The sequence below is a fragment of the Rhizobium sp. A22-96 genome, from assembly GCF_053521805.1.
Map to the genome: position 1 here is coordinate 491,678 of NZ_JBNWDQ010000005.1, position 22,260 is coordinate 513,937.

28 protein-coding genes are annotated in these 22,260 nt (G+C 59.7%); 22 read left to right on the plus strand and 6 right to left on the minus strand.

Annotation, left to right across the window (positions count from 1 at the left end):
• The first annotated feature begins 3 nt into the window (after window positions 1-3).
• From ACQZ6F_RS23920 to visR, 9 genes are all read left to right on the plus strand, one after another.
• A complete protein-coding gene (locus ACQZ6F_RS23920; RefSeq protein ID WP_077468677.1) occupies window positions 4-471 on the plus strand; it encodes a chemotaxis protein CheW in 468 nt (155 codons plus the stop codon).
• Entirely contained in the window at window positions 468-1,376 is a 909-nt protein-coding gene (locus ACQZ6F_RS23925) for a protein-glutamate O-methyltransferase (RefSeq protein ID WP_449094336.1), read from the plus strand. The genes ACQZ6F_RS23920 and ACQZ6F_RS23925 overlap by 4 nt, the downstream gene beginning before the upstream one ends.
• Entirely contained in the window at window positions 1,373-2,416 is a 1,044-nt protein-coding gene (cheB, locus tag ACQZ6F_RS23930; protein WP_077468678.1) for a protein-glutamate O-methylesterase CheB, read from the plus strand. Before ACQZ6F_RS23925 ends, cheB begins: the two co-directional genes overlap by 4 nt.
• Window positions 2,416-2,805 (plus strand): response regulator, encoded by a 390-nt coding sequence (locus ACQZ6F_RS23935; RefSeq protein WP_034488643.1) that lies wholly within the window; start codon window positions 2,416-2,418, stop codon window positions 2,803-2,805. The genes cheB and ACQZ6F_RS23935 overlap by 1 nt, the downstream gene beginning before the upstream one ends.
• The gene (gene cheD, locus ACQZ6F_RS23940; protein ID WP_068397236.1) at window positions 2,802-3,356 is read left to right on the plus strand and encodes a chemoreceptor glutamine deamidase CheD; all 555 of its coding nucleotides are present in this window, start codon (window positions 2,802-2,804) and stop codon (window positions 3,354-3,356) included. The genes ACQZ6F_RS23935 and cheD overlap by 4 nt, the downstream gene beginning before the upstream one ends.
• A 16-nt stretch (window positions 3,357-3,372) precedes the next feature.
• The gene (gene cheT, locus ACQZ6F_RS23945; RefSeq protein WP_077468679.1) at window positions 3,373-3,762 is read left to right on the plus strand and encodes a chemotaxis protein CheT; all 390 of its coding nucleotides are present in this window, start codon (window positions 3,373-3,375) and stop codon (window positions 3,760-3,762) included.
• 165 nt (window positions 3,763-3,927) lie between these two features.
• Complete coding sequence (fliF, locus tag ACQZ6F_RS23950; RefSeq protein WP_077468680.1) at window positions 3,928-5,607, plus strand: flagellar basal-body MS-ring/collar protein FliF; 1,680 nt, start codon at window positions 3,928-3,930, stop codon at window positions 5,605-5,607.
• 517 nt (window positions 5,608-6,124) lie between these two features.
• Entirely contained in the window at window positions 6,125-6,862 is a 738-nt protein-coding gene (gene visN / locus ACQZ6F_RS23955) for a transcriptional regulator VisN (RefSeq protein WP_077468681.1), read from the plus strand.
• 11 nt (window positions 6,863-6,873) lie between these two features.
• Window positions 6,874-7,620, plus strand: a complete 747-nt coding sequence (visR, locus tag ACQZ6F_RS23960) for a transcriptional regulator VisR (protein WP_068397226.1) — start codon at window positions 6,874-6,876, stop codon at window positions 7,618-7,620.
• A 155-nt stretch (window positions 7,621-7,775) separates the two neighbouring features.
• Here the strand turns inward: visR and ACQZ6F_RS23965 are convergent, their stop codons facing one another.
• From ACQZ6F_RS23965 to motA, 6 genes are all read right to left on the minus strand, one after another.
• Window positions 7,776-8,216, minus strand: a complete 441-nt coding sequence (locus ACQZ6F_RS23965; protein WP_068397223.1) for a hypothetical protein — start codon at window positions 8,214-8,216, stop codon at window positions 7,776-7,778.
• Window positions 8,217-8,221: 5 nt separating this feature from the next.
• Complete coding sequence (gene flhB / locus ACQZ6F_RS23970; RefSeq protein ID WP_068397215.1) at window positions 8,222-9,301, minus strand: flagellar biosynthesis protein FlhB; 1,080 nt, start codon at window positions 9,299-9,301, stop codon at window positions 8,222-8,224.
• A 92-nt stretch (window positions 9,302-9,393) separates the two neighbouring features.
• On the minus strand, window positions 9,394-10,437 hold the full coding sequence (gene fliG / locus ACQZ6F_RS23975; RefSeq protein WP_077468682.1) for a flagellar motor switch protein FliG: 1,044 nt from the start codon (window positions 10,435-10,437) through the stop codon (window positions 9,394-9,396).
• 49 nt (window positions 10,438-10,486) lie between these two features.
• A complete protein-coding gene (fliN, locus tag ACQZ6F_RS23980; protein WP_077468683.1) occupies window positions 10,487-11,017 on the minus strand; it encodes a flagellar motor switch protein FliN in 531 nt (176 codons plus the stop codon).
• A 64-nt stretch (window positions 11,018-11,081) separates the two neighbouring features.
• Window positions 11,082-12,029: a FliM/FliN family flagellar motor switch protein gene (locus ACQZ6F_RS23985; protein ID WP_068397209.1), complete on the minus strand. Its 948-nt coding sequence runs from the start codon at window positions 12,027-12,029 to the stop codon at window positions 11,082-11,084.
• Window positions 12,030-12,034: 5 nt separating this feature from the next.
• Window positions 12,035-12,907 (minus strand): flagellar motor stator protein MotA, encoded by an 873-nt coding sequence (gene motA, locus ACQZ6F_RS23990; protein ID WP_449094337.1) that lies wholly within the window; start codon window positions 12,905-12,907, stop codon window positions 12,035-12,037.
• 222 nt (window positions 12,908-13,129) lie between these two features.
• On the opposite strand from motA, the gene flgF reads away from it, so the two are divergent.
• From flgF to fliP, 13 genes are all read left to right on the plus strand, one after another.
• Entirely contained in the window at window positions 13,130-13,864 is a 735-nt protein-coding gene (gene flgF / locus ACQZ6F_RS23995; protein ID WP_068397204.1) for a flagellar basal-body rod protein FlgF, read from the plus strand.
• Between the two features lie 12 nt (window positions 13,865-13,876).
• Window positions 13,877-15,265, plus strand: coding sequence for a flagellar protein export ATPase FliI (gene fliI / locus ACQZ6F_RS24000; protein WP_449094338.1), 1,389 nt, complete (start codon window positions 13,877-13,879; stop codon window positions 15,263-15,265).
• Between the two features lie 84 nt (window positions 15,266-15,349).
• Window positions 15,350-15,895: a flagellar protein gene (locus ACQZ6F_RS24005; RefSeq protein WP_449094339.1), complete on the plus strand. Its 546-nt coding sequence runs from the start codon at window positions 15,350-15,352 to the stop codon at window positions 15,893-15,895.
• Between the two features lie 118 nt (window positions 15,896-16,013).
• A complete protein-coding gene (flgB, locus tag ACQZ6F_RS24010; RefSeq protein WP_068397196.1) occupies window positions 16,014-16,406 on the plus strand; it encodes a flagellar basal body rod protein FlgB in 393 nt (130 codons plus the stop codon).
• A gap of 16 nt (window positions 16,407-16,422) precedes the next feature.
• Window positions 16,423-16,839 (plus strand): flagellar basal body rod protein FlgC, encoded by a 417-nt coding sequence (gene flgC, locus ACQZ6F_RS24015; RefSeq protein WP_068397193.1) that lies wholly within the window; start codon window positions 16,423-16,425, stop codon window positions 16,837-16,839.
• Window positions 16,839-17,189 (plus strand): flagellar hook-basal body complex protein FliE, encoded by a 351-nt coding sequence (locus tag ACQZ6F_RS24020; RefSeq protein ID WP_068397190.1) that lies wholly within the window; start codon window positions 16,839-16,841, stop codon window positions 17,187-17,189. Before flgC ends, ACQZ6F_RS24020 begins: the two co-directional genes overlap by 1 nt.
• 96 nt (window positions 17,190-17,285) lie before the next feature.
• Window positions 17,286-18,074, plus strand: a complete 789-nt coding sequence (gene flgG, locus ACQZ6F_RS24025; RefSeq protein WP_077468687.1) for a flagellar basal-body rod protein FlgG — start codon at window positions 17,286-17,288, stop codon at window positions 18,072-18,074.
• A 34-nt stretch (window positions 18,075-18,108) separates the two neighbouring features.
• Window positions 18,109-18,594, plus strand: a complete 486-nt coding sequence (flgA, locus tag ACQZ6F_RS24030; protein WP_404944564.1) for a flagellar basal body P-ring formation chaperone FlgA — start codon at window positions 18,109-18,111, stop codon at window positions 18,592-18,594.
• Window positions 18,591-19,709 carry a flagellar basal body P-ring protein FlgI gene (locus tag ACQZ6F_RS24035; RefSeq protein WP_077468689.1) on the plus strand — a complete coding sequence of 373 codons (1,119 nt, stop codon included), beginning with the start codon at window positions 18,591-18,593 and terminating at the stop codon, window positions 19,707-19,709. Before flgA ends, ACQZ6F_RS24035 begins: the two co-directional genes overlap by 4 nt.
• Before the next feature lie 23 nt (window positions 19,710-19,732).
• The gene (locus ACQZ6F_RS24040) at window positions 19,733-20,257 is read left to right on the plus strand and encodes a MotE family protein (protein WP_449094416.1); all 525 of its coding nucleotides are present in this window, start codon (window positions 19,733-19,735) and stop codon (window positions 20,255-20,257) included.
• Complete coding sequence (gene flgH / locus ACQZ6F_RS24045; protein WP_077468691.1) at window positions 20,254-20,967, plus strand: flagellar basal body L-ring protein FlgH; 714 nt, start codon at window positions 20,254-20,256, stop codon at window positions 20,965-20,967. Before ACQZ6F_RS24040 ends, flgH begins: the two co-directional genes overlap by 4 nt.
• Before the next feature lie 41 nt (window positions 20,968-21,008).
• Complete coding sequence (locus ACQZ6F_RS24050) at window positions 21,009-21,503, plus strand: flagellar basal body-associated FliL family protein (RefSeq protein ID WP_449094340.1); 495 nt, start codon at window positions 21,009-21,011, stop codon at window positions 21,501-21,503.
• On the plus strand, window positions 21,500-22,258 hold the full coding sequence (gene fliP, locus ACQZ6F_RS24055; RefSeq protein ID WP_077468693.1) for a flagellar type III secretion system pore protein FliP: 759 nt from the start codon (window positions 21,500-21,502) through the stop codon (window positions 22,256-22,258). The genes ACQZ6F_RS24050 and fliP overlap by 4 nt, the downstream gene beginning before the upstream one ends.
• The last annotated feature ends 2 nt before the right edge of the window (window positions 22,259-22,260 follow it).

A 22,260-nucleotide genomic window follows, 5' to 3' on the forward strand; every position in this document is an offset into this window, starting at 1 on the left:
GCCATGTCCGTTGCCGTCAAGAACCTGACCCAGGAAGCACGCGAGCTGATCGCCTTCCGGATCGGCGACCAGGAATTTTGCATCGACGTCATGTCGGTTCGCGAAATCCGTGGTTGGACGCCGGCAACCGCCATGCCGCATGCGCCGTCCTACATGCTCGGCGTCATCAATCTGCGTGGCGCCGTGCTGCCGATCATCGATCTCTCGGCGCGGCTCGGCATGAAGCGTGCGGAGCTGACGGCGCGGCATGTGATCATCGTCGCGCAGGTCAAGCGCAAGGTCGTCGGTCTTCTGGTCGACGCAGTATCGGACATATTGACGATCGCGACCGACCACATCCAGCCGACGCCGGAAATCTCTTCCGACCATGAACGGCAGTTCGCGCGCGGCATCGTCGCGATCGACCGGCGCATGATCTGCCTGATCGAACTGGAAGCTCTGTTCCCTGAAAACGAAAGCGAAGCTGCATGACTGTGATGGGAGCGATAGATCTCAAGGCATCGCCGGACGAGGTCCTGGCCAGCGGCGAATATCCGCTGACCCGGCGCGACCTCGCCGAGATCGCTGCCATGATCTATGCGGATGCGGGCATTTCCCTCAATGAAAGCAAGGCGTCGCTGGTCTATTCGCGGCTGTCGAAGCACATCCGCGCGCTGGGCCTGCGCGGCTTCCGCGATTACTGCACGCTGGTGTCCTCTCCGGCCGGAAGTGCTGCGCGCCGCGAGATGCTGTCGCATCTAACGACCAATTTCACACGCTTCTTTCGCGAGAACCATCATTTCGATCATCTGCGCGACGAGGTGCTGCCGGGTCTTCTGGCGCGCGCCAAGGCCGGTGGCCGGGTGCGTATCTGGTCGGCTGCCTGTTCCGATGGGCAGGAGCCTTATTCGATCGCGCTCACCGTACTGGCGCTGATGCCGAATGCGGCGGAGTTCGATTTCAGGATCCTGGCGACGGATATCGACCCGAAGATCCTCGGTCTTGCTCGCGCCGGCGCCTATGATGAGGCGGCACTCGAGACGATCTCGCCTGCCATGCGCAAGCAATGGTTCCAGGAGGTCGATGTTCAGGGGCGTCGCAAGTTCCAGATCGACGATCGCGTCAAGCGGCTGATCACCTTCAACGAATTGAACCTGCTGGCGCAATGGCCCTTCAAGGGCGCGTTCGACGTCATCTTCTGCCGCAACGTCGTCATCTATTTCGACGAGCCGACGCAGACGAAGATTTGGGGTCGTTTTGCCGGCCAGCTCCAGGACCACGGCCACCTCTATATCGGCCACTCTGAGCGCGTTGCCGGCGACGCCAAGCACCTCTTCGACAACATAGGCATCACCACCTATCGCTATCTCGGCAAGAACGCGGGGAGGAAATCATGAGCGCTGCCGCCCGTGTTCTCGTGGTCGATGATTCCCCGACCATGCGTGGCCTGATCACAGCCGTATTGCGTTCAGATCCCGAGGTTGATGTCATCGGCCAGGCCGGCGACGCGCTTGAAGCGCGAGCCGCCATCAAGGCGCTCAATCCCGATGTCGTTACCCTCGATATCGAGATGCCGAACATGAACGGCCTCGAGTTTCTTGAAAAGATCATGACGCTCAGGCCCATGCCGGTCATCATGGTCTCCACCATGACGCATCGCGGCGCCGATGCGACGCTCGCAGCCCTGGAAATCGGCGCCTTCGATTGTGTGGGGAAACCCTCTCCGGGCGAACCGCACCCATTCGGCGACCTGGCCGAGAAGGTCAAGGCGGCCGCTCGTTCGCAACGGCAATTCGTCAAGCCTGCCGCCCAGCGCGCACCGCCGCCCGCCGTCGCCGATTTTCGTGTCGGCCGCAAGATCGTCGCCATCGGCTCATCCACCGGCGGCGTCGAGGCCTTGATCACCGTATTGCAGAAGTTTCCCGCCAACTGCCCGCCCACGGTCATTACCCAGCATATGCCTCCGAGCTTTACCCGGAGTTTTGCCGAGCGGTTGAACCGCCTTTGTGCGCCTGTCGTAGAAGAGGCGACAGACGGGGCGCGGCTGGCAATCGGCAAGATCTATCTGGCGCCCGGTGGCGACAGGCACCTGCGGGTTGTCAACCCATCGGCGCCCCAGTGTCGTCTGGCGGATGGAGGGCCGGTGAACGGTCATCGGCCATCGGTCGACGTGCTTTTCGATTCGGTCGCCGAACTGGCTGGCCGCAACGCCGTCGGCGTGATCCTGACCGGCATGGGCCGCGATGGCGCTGCCGGTCTCCTCAAGATGCGCCACGCCGGTGCGCGCACCATCGGCCAGAATGAAAAGACCTGCGTGGTCTACGGCATGCCGAGGGTCGCCCATGAGCTTGGTGCCGTCGAACAACAGTTTCCGCTGAACGCCATTGGCGAGGAAATCTTGAAAATTACAGCCGCCCGAAAGGAAGGGAGCGAATAATGTCTCTAGCGGAGAAAATCAAAGTTCTGATCGTTGATGATCAGGTCACCAGCCGTCTCTTGTTGAGTGATGCGCTGACGCAGCTCGGCTTCAAGCAGATCACCTCCGCCGGCGACGGCGAGCAGGGCATGAAGATCATGCAGCAGCAGCCGCATCATCTGGTCATCTCGGATTTCAACATGCCGAAGATGGATGGGCTCGGGCTGCTGCAGGCCGTCCGCACCAATCCGGCAACCAAGAAGGCGGCCTTCATCATCCTGACGGCACAGGGCGACCGTGCCCTGGTCCAGAAAGCGGCCCAGCTCGGCGCCAACAACGTCCTGGCCAAGCCATTCACCATGGAAAAGATGAAGGCAGCCATCGAGGCCGTGTTCGGAGCACTGAAATGATTGTCGAGGGTGCAGCCCGTCGCATGCACATCATTCAGGGCGAGTACAAGGTTGTCAGCGACCCGGACGTGGTGCTGGCAACCATTCTCGGCTCCTGCGTGGCGGCCTGCCTGCGCGATCCGATCGCCGGCGTCGGTGGCATGAACCATTTCCTCCTCCCGGGAATGGCAAGCTCGCCGATGAGCGGTGGTGATGCGACGCGCTACGGCGTGCACCTGATGGAGCTTCTGATCAACGGCCTTTTGAAGAAGGGTGCGCGGCGCGATCGGCTGGAGGCAAAGGTCTTCGGCGGCGCCAAGACGATTGCGACCTTCTCCAATGTCGGCGAGCAGAATGCCGCTTTCGCCATGCAGTTCCTCAGGGATGAAGGCATCCCGGTCGTCAGCTCGAGCACGGGCGGCGAACATGGGCGCAAGATTGAATATTGGCCGATCTCCGGACGCGCCAGGCAATATCCGCTCACCGGCGCGGAGACACAGAAGACCGTGGCGCTGGAACAGCGTCCGGTCGTCGCTCCAAAGCCGGTCGACAACACGATCGAATTTTTCTGATCAGCGAGGCTACTGCATGACTGCCTTCCAGCGCGCCGAAATGACCGCCATCGAGGAAACCCTCCCGGCCATCCTTTTGCGTATCGTCTCCGAACTGCATGACGTGGCCTATCTGATCGAGCGCATCGAGCCGCAGCTGCTCGATGTCGGCGGTGCGCATGTGCTGGAATCGCCCGATGCGGTGAAAGTCATTCAGGGCATCGACCTTGCCGTCCAGAAGACGCGCGGCATTGCCGAATTCATCGATACCATTGCCGGCGCCATGCCGGACGGATGGACGGTCGATCTTGCGACCGCATTGAGCCTCGTCAAGCTGACGGAGATGCAAAAGGCACTCGGCGGAGGCACCTTGCATGCCCACTCGCAGCCCATGGCGAAAGCCGCTGGCGATTTCGACTTCTTCTAGTCGAACGCTCAACATGTATATTGTTTTTCTTATATAATTTTAACCACTTCTCCCCGGCTTTTTCCCCTTTTCCTGGCCGGACGAAACGCTCGCACAAGTTTCGATTTCTATTTTCGCTGCAGGACACAAAGCCATCAGGTCTTTGACGAATCGTGCGAGAACAGAATGAATCTGTTAAATCAATTAGTTCCATTGTTCCGGAACATCCAGAATCTCGGGAGAACGCGGCTGCTGATCCTGGGTGGCGTGGGCGCTGTGTCCATGGTCCTGATCCTGTTTGCAGCCCTTTACGTCAATAAGCCTTCCCAGGAGACGCTCTATGTCGGCCTGGATGCGACGGATCTCAACCAGATCAGCATCGCGCTTGCAGAAGCCAAGATCAATTTCCAGGTCGGCACGGATGGCACCAGCCTGACTGTTCCGGCAGGCATGACCGGCAAGGCTCGCGCACTGCTTGCCGAGCGTGGCCTGCCCAATAGCGGCAATGCCGGTTACGAGCTGTTCGACAATGTCGGTTCGCTCGGCCTCACCTCCTTCATGCAGGAAGTCACCCGCGTTCGCGCCCTTGAGGGCGAAATCGGCCGTACCATCACCTCCATTGCAGGCATCAGCGCCGCGCGCGTCCATATCGTCATGCAGGATACCGGCAATTTCCGTAAGGCGGATCAGAAGCCGACGGCTTCCGTGATGATCCGTGCCAGTTCCGAGGCAGCCCGCAAATCGGCATCGGCGATCCGGCACCTCGTTGCCTCGGCCGTTCCGGGGCTCGAGGTCGACGACGTTACCATTCTCGACTCGACCGGCCAGCTGCTGGCATCGGGTGACGACCCCAGCAATGGCGTGCTCACCCGCAATCTCGGCATCGTCCAGAATGTACAGAGCGAAGTCGAATCGAACATCAACAAGGCTCTCGCCCCCTTCCTCGGCATGGACAATTTCCGCTCGAGCGTAACGGCGCAGCTCAACACCGACAGCCAGCAGGTGCAGGAAACCACCTACGACCCGGATTCGAAGGTCGAACGCTCGGTCCGCACAGTGAAGGAAGCGCAGAAGTCGCAGCAGAATCAGCCCGATACCGCAGCGACCGTGGAACAGAATATTCCGCAGGCCGCTCCGCAATCCGGTGGCAATACGCCGACGTCGAACGATCAGTCCGACAAGCGCGAAGAGCAGACCAACTACGAAATCAACAGCAAGACGACGGCCACGACGCGCAACAGCTACAAGATCGAAAAGCTCTCCGTCGCCGTGGTGGTCAACAAGGGCCGCGTCGCACAGATGCTCGGCCAAGGTGCCGATCAGGCGAAGATCGATGCCTATATCGCCGAAATGCAGAAGATCGTGGCGACTGCTGCAGGTGTCGACCAGGGTCGCGGCGACATCGTCACCGTCAATGCGATGGACTTCCTCGACAACCAGCTGCTCGAAGATACCGCCTCCAGCTTCAGCATCACCGATATGCTGAGCCGCAACATGGCCGGTATCATCAACTCGCTGGCCTTCGTTGCCGTCGCCTTCCTCATCGTCTGGATGGGCTTCCGTCCGCTGATCCGCTCGCTAGGCGGCGGCGCAGCCGGTGGCACGGCATTGCCTGAGGCGGCCGGCCTAGAGCTGCCCGACTTCGCTCCCGCCGTCGGCGGCCCCGGCGCCGCGCTGATGGACGGCTTCGGCTCCGACTTCGGCTTCGACAGCACCGACGATCTGCTGACGATGGGCGACGATAGCGGCACCTTCAACCGTCGGGTCAAGGAAGGACCGGAGCGTCGCCTGTCGCGGATGGTGGAAATCAGCGAGGAACGCGCCGCAAAGATCCTCAGAAAATGGGCCGTCGACAAGGCAGCCTGATCAACAGGACCGGGAGAAATCCCGGTCTTTTTGTTTTATCCCGGTGGTTTCTGCCTTCAATACTGAGAAAACTGTGACCCGTTAGCCGCTGCCGGATAGTTTGACGTGTTCGTAAGATGGAATTTCGCTTGCAATTCCGTTGCTGGGCATAAAGAATCGACTTACTGGTAAAGTGCCTTTGCGTATCAGTTGTTCAGTTCGCGCGAACAGGCCTTCGATTTCAGCGTATCGCCGGTTCGAAGTGTTGCAGAGTCCGGAGCGCGGGAAAAATCAGTTCATGGTTCGCTGATTGTGTCCGCAACGCCTGTGCCGATCCGGTTGCCCACATGAAATTCAATGATGGGTGTATTTCATCCACCCGCTTTCACCGGGATGTGTTTGTATCGCGGTAGACAATGATTCGGTTCTGATGCCCTGCGGAAGGTCGATATCCGCCTTCCAGGGTGATGCACCGGGTTTCAACGGAATAGTGCTCTCGTTGACGAATGATCGTCCAACAGTGGCAGGAAATGCAAGAATGGACATGCAGATATCGCAGACGAGCAAAGGCGATTGGGATGCGCGGTCAGTCGCGTCCACGGGCGCCATGTCGCGCGAGCAGCTCATTCTGCAGCTGGGTACCGTTTCCGGCCCGGCCTATCTGCAAGCCGGCCTTCGCTCGCTGACGAGCTATGCGGGTGCCTACGGCTACCTCTTGGCGCGCTGCGATCTCATCCAGGAAAGCGGGCTGGACTTCGTCGTGTCCTCCGACTGGCCTTTCGATCTCGTGAGGCGGCTGGCATCGGAATTGACGGGCGGCTATGGCCGTATCGGCGAGCTGGAAAAATGCATGTCGCTGTTCCAGCCGAGCCTTGCCTCCTTGCCGGATGACGTCGAGCTGCCTGATGGCATCAGCCGCCGATATTACGCCTTGACCTTCAATGTCGGCCGTACACGCTTCTCTCTATTGCTGCTGGTCCGCGAATCCGAGACGCTCTCGCCGGAGCGGCTGCGCGATGTCGGCCTGCTGTCAGGCTATCTCGCCAGCTCGATCCGCTGCTTCGAAAGCAAGTCCGAGCGTGATTTCGATCTTACCGAGCGTGAGCTGGAATGCCTGTTCTGGATCGCCGAAGGCAAGACCAGCGACGAGATTGCCATGATCCTCGGCATCTCGCGCAATACCATCAACAACTACATCACCAGCGTCATGCGCAAGACCGCCACCAAAACCCGGTCGGAGGCAATCGCCTTCGCCGTGCGAAACAATCTCGTTTGAAGGCTCACTGAATGCGCTATCAGCCAGACAGGACGACGGATATGCCGGCGGAACCGCGGCTAACCCGTTCGGGCCGGATTTCTGGCCGCTCCGATCTCTTCCCGAAGCTGGTGTCGATGCAGAAGCTGATCGATGCGCAGCATTTCGCGGTTTATCGCCTCCATGGCTCCGGCTTGCCGCACAAGCAGCGTCTCGTCAGCGAACTCGACAATTGGGGGTCGGCCAATTCCGTTATGGGCAAGGCTTTCGTCGAGGCTTACAGCGAAGCCATGATCGAGCACATCGACAAATCGCTGCTTCCGCTTATGTGGAATGGCAGGGATAGCGACAGCACCGCCGAGACACCGGACTTTGCCGCCTTTACCCAGCGCCTGAAACCGCATCTTCTGCCCTTTGCCGGCGTCGCCTTTCCCGTACGTCTGGGGGCGGTTGGCAACGGCTATGTGGTCTTCACCGCAAAATTCATGGATCTGGCGAGCGATATGATCGTCGAGCTGCATGGTCGCAGCTGCCAGATCATGATGGCGCTGTTGTCGCTGGACGAGCGCCGCTCCCAGGACGCCGAAGCCCTCAGCGAGCGTGAAATCGCCTGCCTGCAGCTTGCCGGCGACGGGCGCATCAGCGAAGAAATCGCCGAGAAGCTGGGATTGTCGGTCCACACTGTGAACGCCTATCTCGGCTCTGCGACCATCAAGCTCGATAGCGTCAATCGCATCCAGGCGATCGCGAAAGCGATCCGTTTCGGCTACATAAGCTGATTTTCAGCGCCTCGGCGGATAGCTTTCGTCAATCTCTAGAGCATTTCCGCTTTTCTTCGAATCGCGAAAACGCTCTATCTTTTTGTTTCTTGACGCATTCCGGACGGAAAACCGCTACGCACTTTTCCTGGAAATGCTCTGACGTCTTGAACGGCTCAGAACACCCGTGCTGTTTCGCCGCGCGTCACATAACGCGCGTCCCTCAGGCTACGCGCGAAAAGCGCCGTGTTCTCATCGGGATCGGTGGACGCCTTGTCGAAGGCGATATGGTTGATCTCGATGCCGGCATAATGCTCCGCCAGCGCCAGTTTGGCATAAACGGTCACGCCCGGCGGCTTGATTTCCAGGTCGATCGTCACTTCCGCCGGGCCGCCCCAATCGAGCTTGTAATCGCCACCGAGGCCGAAATTGACAGTACCGGGCAGGAAATAGAGTTCGGCTGCCGAGGCTACGAGGTCGGCGAGATTGCCGTATCGTTCGAAGCGGAGCAACGAGATCAGATCGGCGGCGTCGAGGAGGCGCAGCTCGCTCGCGACGGGGCTGATGGCTTCCGCGAGGATTTTTTCACGTTCGGCAGAGTAGGGGCATTTTTTCATTTGGTTTATCGTACCCGTTTTCTATTCGACTGCGCGGCATAGATCCGATGGATGAGCTCGGCGACGGCCTTGTAAAATACTGACGGTATGACGCTATCAACCGAGACTTGCGCAAACATGGAGCGCGCGAGGGGCGGATCCTCGAAAACCGGAATATTGTTGGCCTCGGCTATCTCTCTGATCTTCAACGCAATCAGGTCCTGGCCCTTGGCGACGACGACGGGCGCGTCGCCTTCCTCCCGCACGTAGCGCAGCGCCACGGCAAAGTGTGTCGGATTGGCGATGACGAGGGTGGCGCGCGGAACCTGTTTCATCATGCGCCGGCGGGCGCGGTCGCGTGCGATCGAGCGCTGGCGTGACTTGACGATCGGGTCGCCCTGCGACTGCTTGAGCTCGTCCTTGACCTCCTGCTTGGTCATCTTCAGCTCGTCGAACCAGTGATACCGGCTCCACAAAATGTCGGCGATGCCGACGACGGCGGTTGCCAGCAGCACGATGATCAGGATTCGCTGAACGATCGTCGACAGGCGCACGAAGATGGTTTGTGGGTCCGAAGCCATCGAATCGATCGAATGAAAGAACTGGCTACGCAGCACGAAGAACATGACGATGCTGACGAGAACGATCTTCGCAAGCGATTTGCCGAATTCCACCAGGCCGGTCATGCTGAAAAGACGTTTCCAGCCGGATGCGGGTGAGATCCGCGAGAACTGCGGCCTGATTCGTTCCAGAACTGGTGTCGGCAGGTTTTGGAAAATCGAGGCGCCGATGCCGAAGGTGAAGAAGAGCACAACGGCGGGCATCACGAGGTTACCGGCTTCCCAGCCTATGCGGGTGAAAAGCGAAATCGCGTCAGGCCCGGTTTCGATCTGCCATTGATCCGGCTTTTCGAAGAGATCGCGCAGCACTTCTCCCATGCGGCCGATGCGCTCCGGCAGGAAGAAGGTGACATAGATGACGGTCGCGAGCATGGAGGCAAAGATGGTTGCCTCCCTGGAGTGAGGCACATTGCCCTTCTCCATGGTGTCGCGGAGTTTTTTCTCCGTCGGCCTTTCTGTTCTACTGTCTTTGTCTTCGCCAGCCAAAGCAGTCGTCCTTCGCAAACGGAAAGGGGCCGCGCATCATACGCGGCCCTAAGCTAAGCACTCTAAGACGATTCAAGTGAGTCGCGGTGAGATCAAGCTGCTTCTTCCACAGGCGTATTTTCCTTGGGCTTGAGCTCGATCTGGCCGGAGTTGGCAAGACGGATGGCTTCCTGTGCGATGGCCCGCCGCGCGATGGCGATTTCGCGCGGGTTGACGCCGGCATTGCCCATCTGCAGATCCGATTCGATCATGCGGCGCTGACGCGGGCTGATCGAGGAGAGGACGATCTCGCGAATCTCGTTGCTTGAGCCACGTAGCGCCATGGTCAGGATGTCCGAGGCGATGTCGTTGAGCAACAGGACGCGGCTTGGCTGCGGCATGCGGATCAGATCGTCGAAGAGGAAGATCTTCGGACGGACCTTCTCGACCGATTCCTTGTTGATCGTTTCGAGCGAGCTGAGCAGGGTGTCGACCACCGGCTTGTCGAGTTCGTTCATCAGGTCGGCGACCTTGGTCGAGCCGGAAGCGTTGCGCTCCGCATCGATTTCCGCCATCAGGCCGAGAACGCGGTTCTCGATGATCTGCGCTGCCTTCGGGCTGACGTCCTTCAGGTTGACCGTGCGGTTCATGATGTCGGGACGCTGCGCTTCGGGAAGCTGCAGCAAAACTTTCGCGCCGAAAGCGGAAGGCATCATCGACAGCACATAAGCGATGGTCTGCGGATGCTCGCGCAGGAGGAACTTGGCCACGAAGACCGGATCGGCCTCGCCCAGGCGATCCCAGATGGAGGTTTCGTAAGCCTGGAAGGCGGTGCGGCGGCCGAGCAGGCTGTCTACTTCGTCCGGTGTCAGGCCTTCCTCGAGAATGCTCTCGATGGCCTTCGCATTGTCCATCAGGCCTGCGCCTTCGGTGAACAGATCCTCGAATTCCGCGACGAGCTGCGCCAGTTCGTCCGGCGGAATGAGCCTCAGCGACTGTGCCGAGGCGATGATCATCTGCAATTCATTCTGGGTAAAATATTTGAGCAGCCGTCCTGCTACCTGCTTTCCCATGGCGAGAAGGACGGCGGCCGCTTTTTCAGTCTGCGATAACGGTTTCTCGGCGAGTGCGCCGCTGAAATCGTCAAAGTCCATCATGGTCTTCGTCTCCATCCCTCACCGGGATTGGGCTCATCATGAGCCGGGTTCAGCTTTTCTTCGTGTTGTATATTTCTGTGAGCTTGATACCGAACCTGGTGTCGTCATGTTCCAGAACGGTAATTTCGCCCCGACCGATCTTGCGGCCGTTTACTGTGATTTCGACCGGTTCGCCGATCTTTTTGTCGAGCGCTATGATTGCGCCTTCGGTCAGGTTCATCAGGCCGGAGACCTGCATGCGGCTGGTGCCGAGCACAATCTGGACGTCGATCGGGATATCCATGATCATGTCGAGATTGGCGGCCAGCGCGCTGCCAAGAGCGGCGGGCGCCGGAGAGGCTTCGCCGAAATCGCTGTCCGCGAAGGCTGGGCCGGAATCCTCGTCGCCGAAATCGCCGAAGGTGGAGAGGTCGGTGCTGGGCTCCGCGCCAAACTGGTCAGCTGCGAAATCCGGCATGCCGCCGTCGCTATCCTTCTTCAGGACGCCGCGCAGACCATCGATGGCGTCGTCCAATGCGGCGTCGCTGTTTGGAAATTCCAGCGATTCCTCGTTGCTTTGCTGTGTCGTCTTCGTAGCCATGAAATCACTATTCCAGTTGAAACTTGCCTCAAGCTGCCGTGGGTGGGAGCCACCCGCCGACCGATCAATTCATCAGGTGCCGCAGAAGCTCGTCGTCGGAATTCACGTTGTCCTTGACGCGCACCGTGTAATTTTCGCCAGAGCGGCCGAACTCGCAGATATAGAGGTCCTTGCTGTTGGCGCTGACCTCGACCCGCACGTCGCCGCTATTGTCCATGAAGGGAATGGTATCGCCGACCGCAAGCTTGGAAATCGTGTCGAGCGTCAGGGATTGCAGGCGGATGCGTGCCTCGAGCGTCACTTGCGAGCGGCGAACCTGCTCGTTGAGTTGGTCCGACCATGCCTGCGAGGCGGCTGTCGGGTTCTTCGCTCGCGGTGCGCTGACGACGGTGCGCAGCAGATCGCGTTGCGGCACGATGATGACGATCTGGGAAATGGACTTGCCGAGCGAAACCGTCATCGTGATCGCAGCGGCGAAATCGTCATTCTCGTCGGTGATCTGCGCCATTGCCTCTTCGACATTGTAGGGCGGATCGAGATAGGGCTCGAAGCCGCCCTGGGCATTGACCGCCGAGCGGAGCACATTGGCGATCTTTTCGAACACCATGACGGAAAGATCGAGTTCGATCACCGAAAGCGGCCGGGCGATGGCAGCTTCCATGTCTTCGGCACGTCCCCCCAGCATATGCTCCATCAGCGTCATGATGAAACCGGAGCCGCAGCCGAGCACGAATTTGGACGACCAATTGCGCAGCGAGGCGTTGACCAGGGCGTGGTTGCCGCCAAGACCGGCGATCAGGTCTTTCATGAGGCCGGACTGACAGCCGCCATAGGCGATACCGCTGTCGAGACCGGTCTCGTTCTTGATCATATCCGGCAGGAATTCGGCATAGACCTGGGAGAACGCCGTGCCGATCTTGGCAAGCAGCGCCTGATCGCCAAGATTGCCTGTGAGCTTGGCGAAGAGGGTGCGGTCCATCGTCTGTGCCTTGGATGCGGATTGCTGGCTCATGGTTTTCAGGCTGCCTTGCTTTCACCGCCGGGGTTCATCATTTCCTGCTCGACGGCGTCAATGGACGGACGCTCGTAGGAGGAGATGGTCTTGCGACCGTATTCGAGCGCCACCTGCGGCACGGAGCCGTTCATGTAGGCCAGCAGCGTCTGCTTCACGATGACGTAGAGACGATGTTGCTTGTTGCGCACGATCTTGATCTGCGACACCAGCGGTGCACAGACGGAATAGGACAGGATGATGCCGAGGAAGGTTCCGACCAGTGCCGATCCGATGAGGTGACCGAGCACTTCGGGTGATTCGTTGATGTGGCTCATGGCCTTGATGACGCCGAGAACGGCGGCGACGATACCGATGGCCGGGAAGGAATCGCCCATGATCGTGATCGCATGATAGGGCTTCATCTTGTCGTGCTGCATGGTGTTGAGTTCTTCATCCATTAGCGCCTCGATCTCGTGCGAGCGGGCATTGCCGATGATGATGAGGCGCACGTAGTCGCAGATGAAGGCCGTCAGATCCTTGTTCTTCAGCACGGTCGGAGCGGCCTTGAAGATCACCGATTCATCGGGATTGTCGATATGGGCTTCGATTTCGTTGCGCGACTTGGTGCGCAGATCGCGCATCAGGGCGTAGAGCACGCCGAGCGTGTCGAGATATTCGCGCTCCTTCGGAACCGCGTGACGGAAGGCCTCGAGGAGTGCCTTGCCTGAGTCCTTCACGATCTTCATCGGATTGGCCATGATGAAGCCGCCGAGACCGGCGCCTGCGATAATGACAAATTCGAAGGGCTGGAACAGAGCGCTTACGTCTCCGCCCATGGCCATGAAGCTGCCTATGATGCAGCCGCAGGTCACTACAAATCCGATAATAATGTTCATCGTCGGTCCACACCTGAACGTTGCTTCCTATGATGAACTAGGGGAGCTGCCTTGCGTGAGGCTGTTCGATGTGGTTGTTCGGCCGCCTTTTGCCTTGTCAGCTTCGCACAAGCCAATGCCGGCAGGATAGCGGGTAAGGGCATCCATGCCCCGCTAACGAAATGTAGGAGCGCTCCGGCGTTTCCTTTCCCGTTATTCTCCAATGTCCGGAGGGCGTTGAAAATGCAGTCTGGTATCTATGTGGCGCTATCGTCCCAGATGGCGCTCGAGCGGCGTCTGACGACAATCGCCGACAATTTGGCCAACGTGAACACTACGGGCTTCCGTGGCACCGAGGTCAAGTTCGACCAAGTCCTCAGCAATACCGAAAACAAGCTCAACGCCAAGGTGGCCTTCGTCTCGCAGGGCAACGACTATCTGTCGACCGACAATGGCGAATTGCAGAACACCGGCAATCTCTTCGATTTCGCCGTCAAGGGCGACGCCTGGTTCGGCCTCAACACGCCGGCTGGCCTGGTGGTAACACGCGACGGCCGTTTCACCATGACAGACAATGGTGCGCTGGTCTCTGTCCGCGGCTTCCCGGTGCTTGATCCCGGCGGCGCACCGATCCAGCTTGACCCGCGCGGCGGCGCACCGACCGTTTCCTCGGACGGCACCATCTCGCAAGGTGGCAAGCGCATGGGCCAGATCGGCCTTTACAGTTCAGACGTCAGCAAGGGCTTCCTGCGCTACGAAAACAGCAGCATCCTGCCGACGGATACGCCGCAGCCGGTCATCGATCGCTCGAATATCGGCGTCGCTCAAGGCTACCTCGAAAACTCCAATGTCAACGGCATGCGGGAAATGACCAATCTGATCGAGGTCAGCCGCGCCTTCGACAATATCAGCACGCTCACCAGCAGCAGCGAGGGCACCCTCACCGACGCGATCAAGACCCTCGGCGGCAGCCAGTAACGAGGGCGGATCATGATCGAGGATCAGTTGCCGGAGGCTGCATTGTCGCCGAAGCTTTCACATATGGCCGTCCTTGCGGCGCAATATGCGACGGCGGAAAATTCCGTTGCCCATGGCGGCCATGTGCGCACCATTGCGGCTGGGCACTATACGGTCGCCGGCCTTTCCAGGCAGGTCCGTCTCGGCGATTTCGTGGCGCATCGCTCCTCGACCGGCGTGCATCTCGGCGAGGTCGTCCGGGTTGAGCCCGATCTGACCTATGTCTGTCCGATCGAGCCGGGTGAGCCGATCGGTATCCAGGATACCGTCATCCGCAAGGGAGCGTTTCGCATTTCTCCCGATAACAGCTGGTGCGGCCGCACGATCAACTCGCTCGGCGAGCCGATCGACGGGCTGGGGCCCCTGACTAAGGGACTCGATGCGCGCTCGATCTCCAATACCGCTCCGCCTTCGATGACGCGCAAGCGCGTCGAAACCGGCTTTAAAACTGGCGTTCGCGCCATCGATATATTTTCGCCGCTCTGCCTCGGTCAGCGCCTCGGCATCTTTGCGGGCTCTGGCGTCGGCAAGTCGACGCTCCTGTCGATGCTGGCCAGAGCCGATGCCTTCGACAAGGTCGTCATCGCGCTCGTCGGCGAACGCGGCCGCGAAGTGCGCGAATTCATCGAGGATACGCTCGGCAGCCATCTGCAGAAGTCGGTAGCCGTTGTCGCAACCAGCGATGAAAGCCCGATGCTGCGCAAGATGGCGCCTCTCTCCGCGATCACCATTGCCGAACATTTTCGCGATCAGGGCGACAATGTGCTGCTGATTGTCGACAGCGTTACCCGCTTTGCCCATGCCATTCGCGAAGTCGCCACCGCCTCCGGTGAGCCACCGATCGCCCGTGGGTATCCAGCCTCGGTCTTCACCGAACTGCCGCGCCTGCTCGAGCGCGCCGGACCGGGACCGGAAGGCACGGGTACGATTACCGCCATCATCTCCATTCTGGTCGATGGCGACAACCATAACGATCCGATCGCCGATTCCACGCGCGGCATTCTCGACGGACACATCGTCTTGCAGCGCAGTCTTGCCGAGGAAGGCCGTTATCCGCCGATCGACCCGCTGGCCTCGGTCTCGCGTCTGGCTCGCAAGGCATGGACGCCCGATCAGGAGAAGCTGGCATCGCGGCTGAAAGCGCTGGTGCATCGCTACGAGGAAACACGCGATCTGCGCCTGATCGGCGGCTATCGCCAGGGCAGCGACCCGGATCTCGATATCGCCGTCCGCCAGGTGCCGATCATCTACGACATCCTCAAGCAGACCCCGGGCGAACTGCCATCCGAAGACGCCTTCACCGACCTTGCGACGGCCCTGAAGAATGGCTCTGCGGCGGCGGTACCGGTCAGGGGACGGTGAGGATCGCATGAGACATCACCTCGATTATCCATTGTTCGCAGCTAGCCGACATTTCCGAATTTAGTGCCGAAAGAGGGGCCAGACGTGACAGAAACCGACACAGACGAATCGGTCAATCCGCCAAAGGCGGCAAAGAGGCGGACCATTACCGACAGGGCACTCGTCTGCACGGGACTGGTGCTTGCCGGCGCCTCGGCCTTCTTTCCCTGGTACGTTTTCCTCAACCCGGACAAGTTCGGCATCCATGTGGCTGAAGGCGATCGCACGCGCGATCTGCCGAATTGGCCCGGCCGCGAAGTCGTGAGCGTATCGCCGCTGGCTATGGTCAATAAGAATCCCAGCGAGCCTCGAGATCTCATTCCCGATCCTTTGACGACCGCGACGATCAGCAATACCGGCCGCGAGGATGACAAGGGGCCGCCGGCCGAACAGCAGCCACTTCCCGGCAAGCTCCCATTCCACCTCCTGCACGTCGTCAATGGCCGCGCGCTGATCGAGGACGACACGGGCATGTATGTCGTGCGCGTCGGCTCGGTTCTACCCGACAACAGCCGCCTCGCATCGATCGAACAGCGTGAGGGAAAATGGGTCATCGTCACGTCTGCGGGCGATGTCTACGGCAACAACTGAAAAAACGCGGAGATGCCTGAGTTTCAGGCATTTTGAAGAGTTTACAGGAACGCATTTCTCGCAAGTCCCACGCAAGATTATCCCGCTAGATTCCTAGTGTAAGAACGGAGAGAAGCCCATGCAACCGATTCAGCTCTTTGACCTGGCCTCGCGGCAAGCCGAGTGGCTTCAGGCGCGCCAGGAGGTCGTTGCCGGCAATATCGCCAATGCCAATACCCCGAAGTACCGTGCCAAGGACGTGACGCCATTTCAGGCTGTTCTGGATAACCAGAACATCAGCATGGCGAAAACCAATCCCGCGCATATCTCGGGCAACGAATTCAGCTCGAGCGGCAACATTAATGTCGAAGAGGCGCCGCTCAGCCAGGAAATAGGTGTCCAGGAGTCGGGTAACACCGTCGGCCTGGAGGATGAACTCGCCAAATCCGGTGAGATCAAGCGCCAGTACAGCTTGAACACCGCACTCGTGAGTTCCTTTCATCGCATGATGTTGATGACCGTAAAACAATAGATGAAGTGAAGATGTCATGGACCCCTTATCAGCCGCATTGAAAATTGCAGGCTCCGGCCTGGAGGCTCAATCGACTCGTCTGCGTATCGTCTCCGAAAATATCGCCAACGCCCGCTCGACGGGTGACACCCCTGGTGCCGATCCCTATCGGCGCAAGACCGTGACATTCGGCGCAGAAATGGATCGCGCCAACGGCCTGACGACGGTCGGTGTGAAGAAATTGGGCGAGGACACGGGCAAGTTCGTCGAAGAGTATGATCCGGATAACCCCGCCGCCGACCCGAAGGGCTACGTCAAGATGCCCAACGTAAACATCCTCGTCGAAATGGCCGACATGCGTGAAGCCAATCGTTCCTACGAGGCCAACCTGCAGACGGTCAGGCAGGCTCGCGATCTCATCTCTTCCACCATTGACCTGCTGAAGAACTCATAATGATCGATTCCATCAAGAATGTAGCCTCCCTCTCGGCGACCCGCGGCCTCGGCAGCATCACCACGGATCTGACATCCGCTGCTTCCAGCGCGCTCAACGCCTCTCCGGCCGTTGCCATGGGAGCGGACGCCGGAATGAGCTTTGCTTCCGTCATGTCGAACGTGGCGAAGGACTCCATCAACACGCTGAAGGAAGCTGAAAATGCCTCCTTCGCCGGCATCAAGGGCACGATGAGCACCCGCGAAGTCGTCGACAAGGTCATGCAGGCCGATCAGACGCTGCAAACCGCGGTCGCGCTGCGCGACAAGGTCGTCTCCGCGTTTCTCGATATTACCAAGATGCAGATCTAGAGCGGGATTTCTCGCTCTAATTACTTGATTTGGCGTGAATAATTCGGGGGCCGCTTTCGGTTTCGAAGATCACGCCCCAGCTCGAAGGACGAAAGCATGAGAGCGCTCGCAATTGCCGCAACGGGCATGGACGCCCAGCAGACCAATCTTGAAGTCATCGCGAACAACATCGCGAACATCAACACGACGGGTTACAAGCGTTCGCGCGCAGAATTCTCCGACCTTCTCTACCAGACCGAGCGCGCCAAGGGCATCTCCAACCGGCCGAACCAGGCGGTGGTTCCGGAAGGCGCCAATATCGGCCTCGGCGTGCAGACCGTAGCCGTGCGCAACATCCAGATCCAGGGTGAGTTGTCGCAGACCCAGAACGAGCTCGACGTTGCGCTTGTCGGCCGTGGATGGTTCCAGATCCAGATGCCCGACGGCACGACCGCCTACACGCGCGCCGGCTCTTTCAACAAGAGCGATACCGGCCAGATCGTGACGCCGGATGGCAATGTGCTGCAGCCGGGTATCACGATCCCGAACAATGCTACCAGCCTCGCCATCAACCAGTCCGGCCAGGTTTCGGCGATCATCGGCACGGCGACAACGCCGACCGTGCTCGGCCAGGTGCAGATCGCCAACTTCGTCAACGAAGCCGGCCTGCAACCGATGGGCAGCAACCTCTTCACGCAGACGCCGGCTTCCGGCGATCCGGTCATCTCCGATCCGAACCAGAACGGCTTCGCCTACATGAAGCAGTACTACCTGGAATCGTCGAACGTCGATCCGGTCAAGGAAATTACCGATCTGATCACGGCGCAGCGCGCTTATGAAATGAATTCAAAGGTCATCACCACTGCCGATGACATGGCGCAGATCGTCAGCAAGAACCTGAAGTAGCGAAAAGGACGGGCCGAACATGAGGTTTCGCCGGATGAAAAGCTTAGCAATGGCCTGGTTCGCCGCGGCGAGCCTTTCCGTCGTGTTCGCATCGGCCGCGCCCGCAGGTGCAGCGAGAGCCGATGAGGGCAGCATGGGGACCGCCGTGGTCCCGACGGAGACGATCTACCCCGGCGACATCATCAGCGGCGGTCAGCTCGAAGAGGTTGAAGTCACCAACCCCAATCTGACGGGCGATTATGCCAAGCGGATCCGGCAGGTCACCGGCCTCGTATCCAAGCGGACGCTTCTGCCCGGCCGAACCATCTCCATCTCCTCGCTGCGCCAGCCCTATGCCGTGACGCGTGGCTCCAATGTCCGCCTGGTCATGAGCATGGGCAGCATGACGATCACGGCGGCGGGGACGCCACTGGATGATGGCGCTGTCGGCGATAGCGTGCGGGCCCGCAACATGGACTCGGGCATCATCGTCAACGGCACGGTTCTCGAAAACGGTACGATCCGCGTGGTCGCAAAATGAAACGGCTTCGTCAATTTCTCGCAGTTCTCTTCGCATTGCCCAGCCTGATCATTGCCGATCCGGCTGCAGCGATGCAATCGCGCATCAAGGACATCGCGTCGCTGCAATCCGGCCGCGACAACCAGCTCATCGGCTACGGCCTGATCGTCGGTCTCCAGGGGACGGGCGACGGCCTGCGTTCCTCGCCGTTCACCGAACAATCCATGCGCGCGATGCTGCAAAACCTCGGCATCTCGACGCAGGGCGGCCAATCCGCCGCCAAGAACACCGCCGCCGTCATGGTGACGGCGAACCTGCCGCCCTTCGCCAGCCCCGGTAGCCGCATCGACGTGACGGTCAGCTCGCTGGGCGATGCCACGTCGCTTCGCGGCGGCACGCTCATCATGACGTCGCTCAGCGGCGCCGACGGGCAGATCTACGCCGTGGCCCAGGGTTCGGTCATCGTTTCGGGCTTCCAGGCCCAGGGCACTGCGGCAACCGTCACCGAAGGCGTTACCACCGCCGGCCGCGTGCCCGGCGGCGCGATCATCGAACGTGAGTTGCCCTCACGCTTCAAGGATTCCGTCAATCTGGTTCTGCAGCTGCGCAATCCGGACTTCTCCACCTCGATCCGCATTGCCGACACCGTCAATGCCTGGGCAAGCTCGCGTTTCGGCGGGCCGATCGCCGAGGCGAAGGATTCGCAGGAAGTCACGCTCAACAAGCCGAAAATGGCCGACCTGACCCGACTGATGGCCGACATTGAAAATCTCAATGTCCAGACTGATACGCCGGCCAAGGTCGTCATCAACGAGCGCACCGGAACCATCGTCATTGGCGCCGACGTTCGCGTTTCCCCGGTTGCGGTCAGCTATGGAACGCTGACGGTGCAGGTGAGCGAGAACCCGCAGGTGATCCAGCCCGAGCCCTTCTCGAATGGCCAGACGGCCATACAGGATCAGACCGACATTACCGCCACCAAAAGCGGTGGCCGGGTTGCGGTGCTGGAAGGGCCTGATCTGAAGACATTGGTCGCGGGTCTCAACAATATCGGCGTCAAGCCGGACGGCATTATCGCCATTCTCCAAGGCATCAAATCGGCCGGCGCCCTGCAAGCGGAGCTCGTATTGCAATGATATCGATCGTCATCGCCAGAAGAATGCTGGTCTCTTGCGGCCTTTCGGCAGGTTCGACAGCGGCAGCAATGCTGCTGTCGCTTGGCGTTGCAGCCGCGCAGCAAGCGCCGAAGCCCGTCGTCGATCCGGCCTCCAGCCAGGATGAGATCCGGCAGTTCTGCACCAATATCGCCGATCCGGCCCGCGACCAGCGTTATCTGCTGCAGAAGCAGGAACTTGAAAAGCTCCAGGCGGATGTCGATCAGCGCATCGCCACGATGGACAAGCGCAAGGCCGAATACGAGGACTGGCTGAAGCGGCGCGATGACTTCCTCAAGACAGCGGATCTCGGCCTGGTCGATATCTACAAGAACATGAAGCCGGACGCCGCGGCGGCAAGCCTCAATGATGTCAGGATCACCGTGGCTGCGGCGATCATCATGAAGCTCTCGGCTCGCCAGTCGAGCCTCATTCTCGCGGAGATGGATGCGAAAAAGGCGGCAGCCATTACCAACATTATGGCCAGCGCATCTGATCCGAATACATCGAAGTCGAAGGACCCCTCATGAACATGCGTCTTACGGCCACCTGCGCAATTGTCGTCTTACTTGCCGGCTGCCAGTCGCAGGCCCTCAAGGAAATCGGCAGGGCGCCTGCCATGAGTCCGATCGGCAGTGGCCTGCAATATGCTCAGACGCCACAGATGTCGCAATATCCGAAGCGGCCGCACCAGGTCGCGCAGGGATATTCGCTCTGGAACGATTCGCAGGCAGCCCTGTTCAAGGATTCGCGCGCCCTTAATGTCGGCGACATCCTGACGGTGACGATCCAGATCAACGACAAGGCGAACTGGGACAACGAGACCAATCGCAATCGCACGAACAAGAGCGATATGAACTGGAATATTGCTGCGAAGATTTTCGGCTGGCAGCCCGCGACCAACGCGACTGCCACCTCGGGCTCCGATACCAGCACCGATGCGAAGGGTAAGATGCAGCGCTCCGAGCAGATCAACCTGCTGGTTGCCGCGGTCGTTACCGGCATTCTCGAAAACGGCAACCTGATGATCAGCGGCTCGCAGGAGGTCCGCATGAACCAGGAAATCCGCATTCTCAACGTCGCCGGCATCGTCAGGCCGCAGGACGTCACCTCCGACAACACCATTTCCTACGACAAGATCGCCGAAGCCCGCATCTCCTACGGTGGGCGTGGCCGTCTGACGGAAATACAGCAGCCGCCGAGGGGACAGCAGGCCGTCGACCTGCTGTCGCCGCTCTGATCTGATGGCATCGGCCAGTTTGACAACGAACGGATAGGGACATGGCAGCAGCCGCAGACGAACCGGCAAAAGGCAAGGGATCGCCGCTGATCCTGACGATCGTCGGACTATTGGTGCTGACCGTGCTCGGCGGCGGTGGCGGCTGGTTGCTCGGCACCGTGGTCGCGCCGAGGATCAAGGCGGCCACTGCCGCTATACAGGCAACGGCGGCAGCCGCCGGCGACAGCAAGCAGGCCGCTGCAGCCGCACAGGCAAACGGTATCATTGCACTTGACCCGATCACCACCAATCTCGCCTATCCCTCGCAGAGCTGGGTAAGGCTGGAGCTTGCACTGGTTTTCAAGGGGCCGCCGGACGCCCAGCTCGCCCAGGCAATCCATCAGGATATACTGAGCTATGTGCGAACGGTGTCCCTGCAGCAGATCGAAGGCGCACGGGGCCTGCAATATCTTCGGGATGACATTCAAGAGCGTGTTGACCTGCGCTCGGAAGGACGAGTATCGAAAGTTATGTTCAGAACTTTCGTGATCGAATGATTCGACCAATACTTATTTTGTCAATATTAGCTATTGCTGTTTTGTCGCCTGAACTGGCGATGGCGCAGCAATTGCCGTCGCAACTTCCCACCGATCTTCTGAACGCCCCGGTGAACGGTTCCGTTGCCGCCTGGATCATCCGCACCTTCGGACTCTTGACGATCCTGTCGATCGCTCCGGGCATTCTGATCATGGTGACGAGCTTTCCGCGCTTCATCATAGCCTTCTCGATCCTGCGCACCGGCATGGGGCTCGCGACGACGCCGTCGAACATGATCCTGCTGAGCCTGGCACTGTTCATGACCTTCTACGTCATGTCGCCCACTTTCGATCAAGCCTGGAAAGACGGCGTGCAGCCGCTGCTCGCCAATCAGATTTCGGAAGCCGACGCCGTGCAGCGCATCGCCGAACCCTTCCGGACCTTCATGTCCAACAATACCCGCGACAAGGATCTGAAGCTGTTCGTCGATCTGGCGAAAGAGCGCGGTCAGACGACCGTGGTCGACAACAAGATCGACTACCGTGTGCTGATCCCCGCTTTCATGATTTCGGAGATTCGCCGCGGCTTCGAGATCGGCTTCCTTGTCGTGTTACCGTTTCTCGTCATCGACCTGATCGTATCGACCATCGTCATGGCTATGGGCATGATGATGCTGCCGCCGACATCGATCTCACTGCCGTTCAAGATTCTCTTCTTCGTGCTGATCGACGGCTGGAACCTTCTGGTCGGCAGCCTCGTGCGCTCTTTCCACTGACC

Coding starts and splice junctions, on each gene's coding strand:
- flgB (WP_068397196.1), top strand. CDS start 16,014: ATGCAACCGATTCAGCTCTTTGACCTGGCCTCGCGGCAAGCCGAGTGG.
- visR (WP_068397226.1), top strand. CDS start 6,874: ATGCGCTATCAGCCAGACAGGACGACGGATATGCCGGCGGAACCGCGG.
- motA (WP_449094337.1), bottom strand. CDS start 12,907: ATGAACATTATTATCGGATTTGTAGTGACCTGCGGCTGCATCATAGGC.
- fliI (WP_449094338.1), top strand. CDS start 13,877: ATGATCGAGGATCAGTTGCCGGAGGCTGCATTGTCGCCGAAGCTTTCA.
- ACQZ6F_RS23935 (WP_034488643.1), top strand. CDS start 2,416: ATGTCTCTAGCGGAGAAAATCAAAGTTCTGATCGTTGATGATCAGGTC.
- ACQZ6F_RS24020 (WP_068397190.1), top strand. CDS start 16,839: ATGATCGATTCCATCAAGAATGTAGCCTCCCTCTCGGCGACCCGCGGC.
- flgC (WP_068397193.1), top strand. CDS start 16,423: ATGGACCCCTTATCAGCCGCATTGAAAATTGCAGGCTCCGGCCTGGAG.
- flgH (WP_077468691.1), top strand. CDS start 20,254: ATGAACATGCGTCTTACGGCCACCTGCGCAATTGTCGTCTTACTTGCC.
- flgA (WP_404944564.1), top strand. CDS start 18,109: ATGAAAAGCTTAGCAATGGCCTGGTTCGCCGCGGCGAGCCTTTCCGTC.
- ACQZ6F_RS23965 (WP_068397223.1), bottom strand. CDS start 8,216: ATGAAAAAATGCCCCTACTCTGCCGAACGTGAAAAAATCCTCGCGGAA.
- fliF (WP_077468680.1), top strand. CDS start 3,928: ATGAATCTGTTAAATCAATTAGTTCCATTGTTCCGGAACATCCAGAAT.
- fliG (WP_077468682.1), bottom strand. CDS start 10,437: ATGATGGACTTTGACGATTTCAGCGGCGCACTCGCCGAGAAACCGTTA.
- ACQZ6F_RS24050 (WP_449094340.1), top strand. CDS start 21,009: ATGGCAGCAGCCGCAGACGAACCGGCAAAAGGCAAGGGATCGCCGCTG.
- cheB (WP_077468678.1), top strand. CDS start 1,373: ATGAGCGCTGCCGCCCGTGTTCTCGTGGTCGATGATTCCCCGACCATG.
- cheT (WP_077468679.1), top strand. CDS start 3,373: ATGACTGCCTTCCAGCGCGCCGAAATGACCGCCATCGAGGAAACCCTC.
- ACQZ6F_RS23925 (WP_449094336.1), top strand. CDS start 468: ATGACTGTGATGGGAGCGATAGATCTCAAGGCATCGCCGGACGAGGTC.
- ACQZ6F_RS24040 (WP_449094416.1), top strand. CDS start 19,733: ATGCTGGTCTCTTGCGGCCTTTCGGCAGGTTCGACAGCGGCAGCAATG.
- flgG (WP_077468687.1), top strand. CDS start 17,286: ATGAGAGCGCTCGCAATTGCCGCAACGGGCATGGACGCCCAGCAGACC.
- ACQZ6F_RS23920 (WP_077468677.1), top strand. CDS start 4: ATGTCCGTTGCCGTCAAGAACCTGACCCAGGAAGCACGCGAGCTGATC.
- fliN (WP_077468683.1), bottom strand. CDS start 11,017: ATGGCTACGAAGACGACACAGCAAAGCAACGAGGAATCGCTGGAATTT.
- visN (WP_077468681.1), top strand. CDS start 6,125: ATGGACATGCAGATATCGCAGACGAGCAAAGGCGATTGGGATGCGCGG.
- flgF (WP_068397204.1), top strand. CDS start 13,130: ATGCAGTCTGGTATCTATGTGGCGCTATCGTCCCAGATGGCGCTCGAG.
- ACQZ6F_RS23985 (WP_068397209.1), bottom strand. CDS start 12,029: ATGAGCCAGCAATCCGCATCCAAGGCACAGACGATGGACCGCACCCTC.
- cheD (WP_068397236.1), top strand. CDS start 2,802: ATGATTGTCGAGGGTGCAGCCCGTCGCATGCACATCATTCAGGGCGAG.
- fliP (WP_077468693.1), top strand. CDS start 21,500: ATGATTCGACCAATACTTATTTTGTCAATATTAGCTATTGCTGTTTTG.
- ACQZ6F_RS24035 (WP_077468689.1), top strand. CDS start 18,591: ATGAAACGGCTTCGTCAATTTCTCGCAGTTCTCTTCGCATTGCCCAGC.